This window comes from Methanobrevibacter sp. (assembly GCF_017432245.1).
Classification (GTDB): domain Archaea; phylum Methanobacteriota; class Methanobacteria; order Methanobacteriales; family Methanobacteriaceae; genus Methanobrevibacter.
The window spans coordinates 1-7,711 of the sequence record NZ_JAFRJO010000009.1 but is presented as its reverse complement, the minus strand read 5'-3'; the positions used below and the strand labels follow the sequence as shown (position 1 = coordinate 7,711).

Annotated in this window: 8 protein-coding genes; 4 read left to right on the top strand and 4 right to left on the bottom strand. The window is 30.8% G+C overall.

The window, feature by feature from the left end; genetic code table 11:
* Positions 1 to 117: 117 nt before the first annotated feature.
* From nadA to rnz, 3 genes are all read right to left on the bottom strand, one after another.
* Positions 118 to 1,032 (bottom strand): quinolinate synthase NadA, encoded by a 915-nt coding sequence (gene nadA / locus IJI80_RS00755; RefSeq protein WP_292786559.1) that lies wholly within the window; start codon positions 1,030 to 1,032, stop codon positions 118 to 120.
* A gap of 138 nt (positions 1,033 to 1,170) precedes the next feature.
* Positions 1,171 to 1,959: a mechanosensitive ion channel domain-containing protein gene (locus tag IJI80_RS00750; protein ID WP_292786557.1), complete on the bottom strand. Its 789-nt coding sequence runs from the start codon at positions 1,957 to 1,959 to the stop codon at positions 1,171 to 1,173.
* A 69-nt stretch (positions 1,960 to 2,028) separates the two neighbouring features.
* Positions 2,029 to 2,976 carry a ribonuclease Z gene (rnz, locus tag IJI80_RS00745; RefSeq protein ID WP_292786555.1) on the bottom strand — a complete coding sequence of 316 codons (948 nt, stop codon included), beginning with the start codon at positions 2,974 to 2,976 and terminating at the stop codon, positions 2,029 to 2,031.
* A gap of 200 nt (positions 2,977 to 3,176) precedes the next feature.
* On the opposite strand from rnz, the gene nadC reads away from it, so the two are divergent.
* From nadC to IJI80_RS00730, 3 genes are all read left to right on the top strand, one after another.
* Positions 3,177 to 4,007: a carboxylating nicotinate-nucleotide diphosphorylase gene (gene nadC, locus IJI80_RS00740; protein ID WP_292786553.1), complete on the top strand. Its 831-nt coding sequence runs from the start codon at positions 3,177 to 3,179 to the stop codon at positions 4,005 to 4,007.
* Positions 4,008 to 4,091: 84 nt separating this feature from the next.
* Positions 4,092 to 4,349 (top strand): hypothetical protein, encoded by a 258-nt coding sequence (locus tag IJI80_RS00735; RefSeq protein ID WP_292786552.1) that lies wholly within the window; start codon positions 4,092 to 4,094, stop codon positions 4,347 to 4,349.
* A 630-nt stretch (positions 4,350 to 4,979) separates the two neighbouring features.
* On the top strand, positions 4,980 to 5,420 hold the full coding sequence (locus tag IJI80_RS00730) for a hypothetical protein (RefSeq protein WP_292786549.1): 441 nt from the start codon (positions 4,980 to 4,982) through the stop codon (positions 5,418 to 5,420).
* 141 nt (positions 5,421 to 5,561) lie between these two features.
* Here IJI80_RS00730 and IJI80_RS00725 read toward each other — a convergent pair whose 3' ends face one another.
* On the bottom strand, positions 5,562 to 6,152 hold the full coding sequence (locus tag IJI80_RS00725) for a ZPR1 zinc finger domain-containing protein (RefSeq protein ID WP_292786547.1): 591 nt from the start codon (positions 6,150 to 6,152) through the stop codon (positions 5,562 to 5,564).
* Positions 6,153 to 6,616: 464 nt separating this feature from the next.
* On the opposite strand from IJI80_RS00725, the gene IJI80_RS00720 reads away from it, so the two are divergent.
* Entirely contained in the window at positions 6,617 to 7,672 is a 1,056-nt protein-coding gene (locus IJI80_RS00720) for a DUF1611 domain-containing protein (RefSeq protein WP_292786545.1), read from the top strand.
* Positions 7,673 to 7,711 lie beyond the last annotated feature (39 nt).

Genomic DNA, 7,711 nt, shown 5'->3' with positions numbered 1-7,711 from the left:
TTTTAATTTTTATTTTTTATTAAAATTTTATTTTTTATTAAAATTTTAGATTTTATAAAAAAAGAGAAAATGATAAAAAGAAATTTTCTTTTTATCTAATTGATTATTTTACTATTTTTATTTAGATGCTTCTAGCATTCTTTCTACAGCATTGGTTGATCTTTCAGCTATGTCATCAGGGACAATAATTTTAGGTTCCTCATTGATTAAGCAGTCCCTTACCTTTTCCAATGTGTGAAGTTTCATGGTTTTGCAAATAGCTCCTTCAAGCAATGGGTAGTAGGTTTTGTCTGGACACTCTGATTTAAGTCTTGTAATCATGTCAACTTCAGTTCCTATGACAAATTCCTTATTTGGGCTGTCCATTACATGAGCTAGCATTCCACCAGTACTTAAGACATAATCTGCCATTTCCTGAACTTCCTTATTGGATTCTGGATGGATAAGTATATCTACACCAGGATATTTTTTCCTTGCATCTTCAATATCTTCCTTGTGGAATAGCTTGTGAACGTAACAGTGTCCGTCACCTGGGATAGGAATGATCTTTTTGTCAGTAAATGGCTGTACGAATTCTCCAAGATTGGTATCTGGTCCGAAGAGAATTGTGTCTTCTTCTAAGCTTGCTACAACTTTTTTGACATTTCCAGAAGTACAGAGAATGTCTGATTCCGCTTTTGCTTCACCAAGACTGTTTACATATAAGCAGACTGCAGCATCAGGATATTTTGCTTTTGCTTCTCTGACTTGCTCTCCAGTAAGCATATGTGCCATAGGGCATTCTGCATCAATGTCTGGGATTAGAACTTTTTTATCAGGGTTTAGCATATATGCGGTTTCTGCCATAAAGTCCACTCCGCAGAAGACAATGATGTCCCTATCTTCAACTTCTGCAGCCTTATTACATAATTCTAAAGAGTCTCCAAGGAAATCAGCTATTTCCTGAATTTCTTTTGGTTGGTAGTTATGTGCGAGTATAATCGCATTCTTTTCTTCTTTCAATTGAATAATTTCTTTCTGTAATTCATTCATTTTTATCCCTCTTTACAATGGGATTAGTATAATATTTTTAGTTATTATATTATCTTTATTCTTTTTGCTTAAAAAAATTAACTATTGTTATTTTTTTATATCTTTTTAATTTTTTTAATTAAAAATAATTATTATTTTTTATACTTCATCTTGATTTTTCTTGCTTTTATATTCATCAATCAATCTATTGATATTTTCCAAGATTGTCACTTTACCGCAGTCTATGTATTTATAGTCTGTAATCCAATAGCTTACCTCAACTTTAGGACCCCATTCAGTGTAATCCTTTGAAAATATTGAAGTTTTATCATTCACTACCCAATCGTATTCATACATGATCTTATCAAGCTCTTGTTTGAATTCTGGAATATTCATTCCATGAGGCAAGGTTGCAATGATTCTTAGCCTGTGGTCTTCAGTTGGCTTATACATCTTATAGATATTTTTTGATAAAACAGAGTTGGGGATTGTTATTTCGTAGTTGTCCTGATTTATCATAGTCGTATTTCTGAATCCGACTTTCTTGATGGTTCCCTTAAATCCATTTACTTCTATTACTTGGCCAACTTTGATTTTTTTATCGCTTATAACAAAGATTCCTGAAATGAAGTTGGAAACGATATCCTGTGATGCAAAACCTATTACAATACCTACAACACCTAAACTGATTATGATGCTTTCCAAGTTGATTCCAAGAACATGCAATATCCATGCAATGGCTACAATAATCACTGTGTATTTCACTATGTCCTTAAATAGATAATGGGCGGTGAGATTCAAATCGAATTTTTGCTCTAGCTTAGTGAGCATTTTATCCCCTATTCTGATGAAGATCAGCCCACCTATTATAATCAGCAAAATGTATATGATATTTCTTAAATTAAAAAGATGAAACATAACGTCCAATACTTGAGATGTGAAATCCATTTTATCCCCTGTTCCCTTAATTTTTTTCGGCTCTTTTTAATAATAGTTTAGATTAGTTTTCTATTCTTTTTAATCATTGTTTACTGTTAATATGTTCTTGAAATTTATGGAAGTCTTGTCTTTTCCAATGTTAATTTCAGTAAAGTCATTAGCCACAAGGGTATTTTCAAATATTTCCTTAGCTTCATTCTTTATATTCAAATCACTTGTATACCTTGTGCTTATATGAGTCAAGACCAATAATTTGACATTTGCCTCTTTAGCTATTTCTGCAGCTTCCTTTGATGTGGAATGGCAATTTTCAATTGCCTTGTCTTTGTCGGCATCCTCGTAAGTTGCTTCATGAATAAGAACGTCACTGTCTTTAGCAAGTTCAATCAGCTTTTCACATGGTCTTGTATCTCCAGAGTAAGTGACTTTCTTTCCAGTTCTTGGAGGTCCTAATACCTGTTCGGGCTTGATTATCTTCCCATCCACTTCAACTTCTTGGCCACTGTGAAGCTTTCCAAAGGCAGGGCCTACTGGAACTCCAAGCTCAATTGCCTTTTCCCTTAAGAAGCGAGGCTTTTTCTTTTCATAAATTGAATAAGCGATATTTGGAATGTTATGCTCTGCAATAATGGATTTGATTATGTACTCATCTGTTTCCACAACCACTCCCTCATCGATTTCATGAATGTTTAATTGGAAGTTTATCTGGAAAAATCCATAGTTGGAAATCACACCTATTATCTTTTCCAATCCCTTAGGTCCATAGACGTCCAAGTCTTCCTCTCTACCTCTAAATCCCATTGATTGGATGAGTCCGGCTAAGCCTAGGATATGGTCTCCATGATAGTGGCTTATGAATATCTTATCTATTTTCATAGGGCTTATCTTAGCATAAGTCAATTGTCTTTGTGTCCCTTCTCCACAATCAAAGAGCAGTGTATCCTTAAAGTATTTCAAAATTATTCCTGCATGGTTTCTATATTTTGAAGGCACTGCAGAGGAGGTTCCTAAAAATGTAATTTCCATAAAATCACTTTAATTTCAATAGTAAATAATTTCATTGATTTTTCAATAAATTCTTTTATATAAATATATTTTGTTAATTTAAATATATAAATTGAATTAAATATTGATTTGATATATAATATATATTAATGGTTTAAAACATATATTATTATAAAGGATATTGATTTTTTATAATTGTTTTCAATAATCTTGGTGTAAAAATGGATGAAATTATAAAATATATGCTTAGAGAAGATGAAGGATTTGGAGATATCACTTCAAATGCATTAATTCCAGAAAATAAGATATTTTATGCTAAATTGATTACTAAAGATGATGGAATCCTTGCAGGAATTGAGATCATAAAGGAAATGTTTTCAGACTATGGCATTGAAATCATCTCCTCCAAAAAGGATGGGGATGAAATTGCAAAAGGGAATATCCTTTTAGAGCTTGAAGGAAATGCCCGCAAGATTCTTCTTTTGGAGCGCACTGCACTTAATTTGCTTATGAGAATGTCTGGTGTAGCTAGCATAACAAATAGGATAGTCAATAAGGTTCATGATGTGAATCCTAAAATAAGGGTTGCAGGAACCCGTAAGACTGCACCTGCACTTCAAAAGTTTGATAAGCTAGCTATTGCAATTGGTGGAGGAGATCCTCATAGATCTGCATTGGATGACATGATATTGATTAAGGACAATCATATTGCTGTTGTCGGTTCAGTCAAGAAAGCTCTTGAATTGGCTAAAGAAAACAATAGCTTTTCCAAAAAGATTGAAATTGAAGTTGAATCAACCGAAGATGCAATCATTGCCTGTGAAAATGGTGCAGACATTGTAATGCTTGATAATATGTCTCCAGAGGAAGCTCAAGATGCCTTAAATGCTTTAAATGAAAAGGATTTGAGAAAACATGTATTGATTGAGATTTCAGGTGGAATAACTGAAGATAATATATTGGATTATGCTCCATTGGATGTTGACATTATTTCCTTAGGTTCAATAACCCATCAGGCAAGCAGCTTGAACTTTAGTTTGGATATGGATTAAAAACCCTTTCGGCTTATGGCATAGATGAAAAGTTTATATGCAATATTGTATAATGTTAATATAACTTTAATATGAGGTGAAATTATGGCAAATCTCGAAAAGAATATAGAAGAAAAACTCACTGAAGTATTTAAAGGCGAATTTGAAAAGGAAGATTTTGAATTGAATTACCTTATAACCGATGATGTAATCACTTTCTTCTTCCCAATATCAGAAGGAAAGGAGCTTTCACTCGATTCCCTTGAAAAGATTTCAAGCATAATCGATGCAAGATTTGAAGGTTCCAATATTGTAAACCAAGAATACAGATATGCATTCAATCTTGATCCTTGTGCTGACTAAAATTATTGGTTTTTAAAATAAAATTTTAAATTTTATTTTTTTTATTTATTATTTTTATTATCCTATTATTATTCTAGTATTATTTTTATTTTCAAAAATTTTTCACTACTTTTTAATTATTGTTTCTAGTAGTGTATACTATTTCTATTTTTTACAACAATTTTCATTGATTTTCCAATTGATAATTTTTATATTTTTCACATAATTCATAATTTTAAAAAAGGGATTTTTCAATTTTTATAAGCTATCAAAATTATTGACTTTCGCTATAATTATTCATATAGTTATAGAGTAAACTATATGAAAGAATAATCATAAAATTAAAATAATGCGATACCTTTATATATTCCTTTAAACAAATATATTATTACATCTAGATAAGCAAATGGATTTTTTAGAATTTAAATCAATTTTTATTAAAAAATAAAAATAATTTTTTGTCTAAATTTATATTTCACTTGCTTTTCATGATTTAATTAAAATTTAAATAAATTTTATTAATATTAAAATTTTTATTGTAATTTTTATACTTATGATAAATTTTTATGAACTAATTATTGCATTAGCCAGTTAATAATTCAGTTGTAATATATTAATAAAATTTAAAAGATTTATTGTGGAGTCGTTATTATGGCTGAAGAAGAAATCGAAAATATTGAAATCGAAGAAGAGGAAGATGAATACTTACCTTTCGCTAAAGCAGAAGTTGTTCGTTTAATGAAACAAAACCTTGATGATGACAAAATGATCAGGGAAAGAGTAAAAGTAGAAATGAACAAGTTCTTAGGAGACATTCTCAAGCAAGTTTGTGAACAACTCAATGAGTACCCATACACTACCATTGAGTACGAAATGCTTAAAGAGTCAACCTATCCATACACTAACATCAAAAGAATCAACCAAGAAAAAGAAAGAATTTTATTACACTTAAACGCTATTAAAGCAGATTGTGATGCATTAGCTATGGATGTTCAAAAGACTCTCAAATTAAAAGATGTCGTAGAGGAAGATGAGTTCACTCCATTATCCATGACAAAACAAGAAGAAGATGAAGAAGAAATAGAAGAATAGATCTTCTATCTTTCTTATTTTTTTATTTTTATTTTAAATTCAATTTTTACTGTTTTTTTAAATTTTAAAATTTTTTACTATTATACTTTTTTGTGCTGATATGCAATTTTTCTAAAATTTTTTCACTATTCTTAAAATGAATTAATCAATTACAGTAAAACCTGTTTTTAGATTTTTAACCTCCTCATCAGTTAAGGGCTCAGTCTTTGCACGAACATCCATGATTTTGCTTTGTCCGAATGGATCTTCTATAAGCAAGAGAGTTTCAAGTTCACCATCTAAAATCTTATGCAGGTTTTCAAGGACCATTTTTCCATTTTGTTGAGATGTCTCATCTGTGAACATGTTAAGTGCCCTTTCGGTTGCTTCAATGAATCTTACAATAACACCTTCAACATTTGAGATGTATCCTTCAGACTTTGGACCAGGTTCAACCTTGATTCCAACTTCTGGTAGTGAAACTGTAGCTGACTGGGATCTCACCACTCTTGAGTCCAAAGATTTTTTGGTAATTATCAAACTATGTTTGGCAGGGTCTTTCTGTTCAGTTGCCAAAATGTCATTATGTCTGAATCCACATTTTTCACATTGTATGGTTGATTCAACAACCTCTCCAAAATAAGCAAGTTCATGAGTTTGAGTAGTGTAATTTGCAGTACCTTTTCCTCCACATACTGGACAATCCATCTTCATTTCTGCACTTTTTCCAGTTGTAAGATCATCTGTGTTCATATTAATTCTCTCCTTTGTTAATTTTCATAGTTGTGCAATAGCTATTGATAATTATTAAGTCTAAATGTTATATTTTTAATAGTTGTTACTAAGTATCTATTTTGTATTTTCTAGATGTAGGATAACTTATCAATAAACACATATTTAAATATTTTTTCAGATTTTCTAAAATTTTTTCATATAATTTTATCTTTTTTCTATTTTATAATTATTAATTCATTTTATTAAAATTTTTTATCATAATGAAAAATAATCTAAATATTAATTTTAATAGTTTTATGCTAATATTTATTAATAATAATAAATATATACATATACTAAGATAAATTCTATAATGTTGGATATTGTATTATTTATTGCATTAGTATTTAATAAATTTATTTAAAGAAAGTTCAATGTTTAACAATTTATCATTAACTATATTTTTATCAAAATTACACAATTTTTAAAAGAGGAGTGATTACTTGTATTCTATAAATTCTGTTGAAGATCTTCAAGAATTAAATCCTTATATTATAGTAGGATGTGGAGGTGGAGGAGAAAAGTTCTCTAACCTTGAAGGGATTGAAACAGTAGGATTCCTTGATGATAACCCTGCAAAACAAGGAAAACCTTTCTGTGGTCTTGAAGTGGCATCAAACTTATCAGATTTATTTGAATCTACTGAAGCAAATACTGTAGCAATCATGTTGCCTATTGGAGCTGAAGGAACTGCACTCAAATACGCAGTTCAAGCATTGGCAAATGGTAAGAATGCAGTTGTTTCATTTAGATCTTTATCTTTATCTGAAAATGAATCTTTATTAAAACTTGCTGAACAAAATGATGTTTGCATAAAAGAGATTAGTCCAAGATTGGATGTTGTACGTAAAATTTGCGGTGTAGCACCTGAAAAATGCTGTGAAGTATTGCCTAAGATTTCTTATGAAGCAAAGGCACCTGTTATTTTTGTTGGAGGTACTTCCCAGGAATGTGGTAAGAGAACCACTACCAAATCCTTAGGAATCGAAGCTATGAAAAGAGGAATGAAAGCTTCAATCATTTCCACTGATGAAATGGGATTGGAACAGCCTACAGCATTCAACTTCAGAGCAGGAAGCTTATCTGCAATGGACATTCCTTCAGCTATCTTAAGTTCAATCAAGTATGTTGAGGAAAATGACCAACCTGACATTATCTTTATCGAAGGACAATCAAGCTTAACTGAAGATGGAAACCCTCACCCAAGAGGATTGTCTGCATGTATCCTAATCGGTGCAGATCCTGATGCAGTTATTGTAGGTCACAGACCAAATCACCCATATCGTGAACCAAGAGGCATCGATTATGAGGTAAAGGCTATTGAAGCTGTTGTACCTACCACTAAAGTTGTTGGATTATCCATCAACTTAAGAAATGCTGATGAAGACATGACTTTAGAAAGCTTTGAAGAGAAATATGGCTTACCTGCAGCAGATATGTATTCTGGTGGAGCAGCTAAAATATTAGATGCAATTTTAGAATATTTAGATAAAAACTAATTGATTTTTATTTATTTTATTTATTTATTCTATTACTTT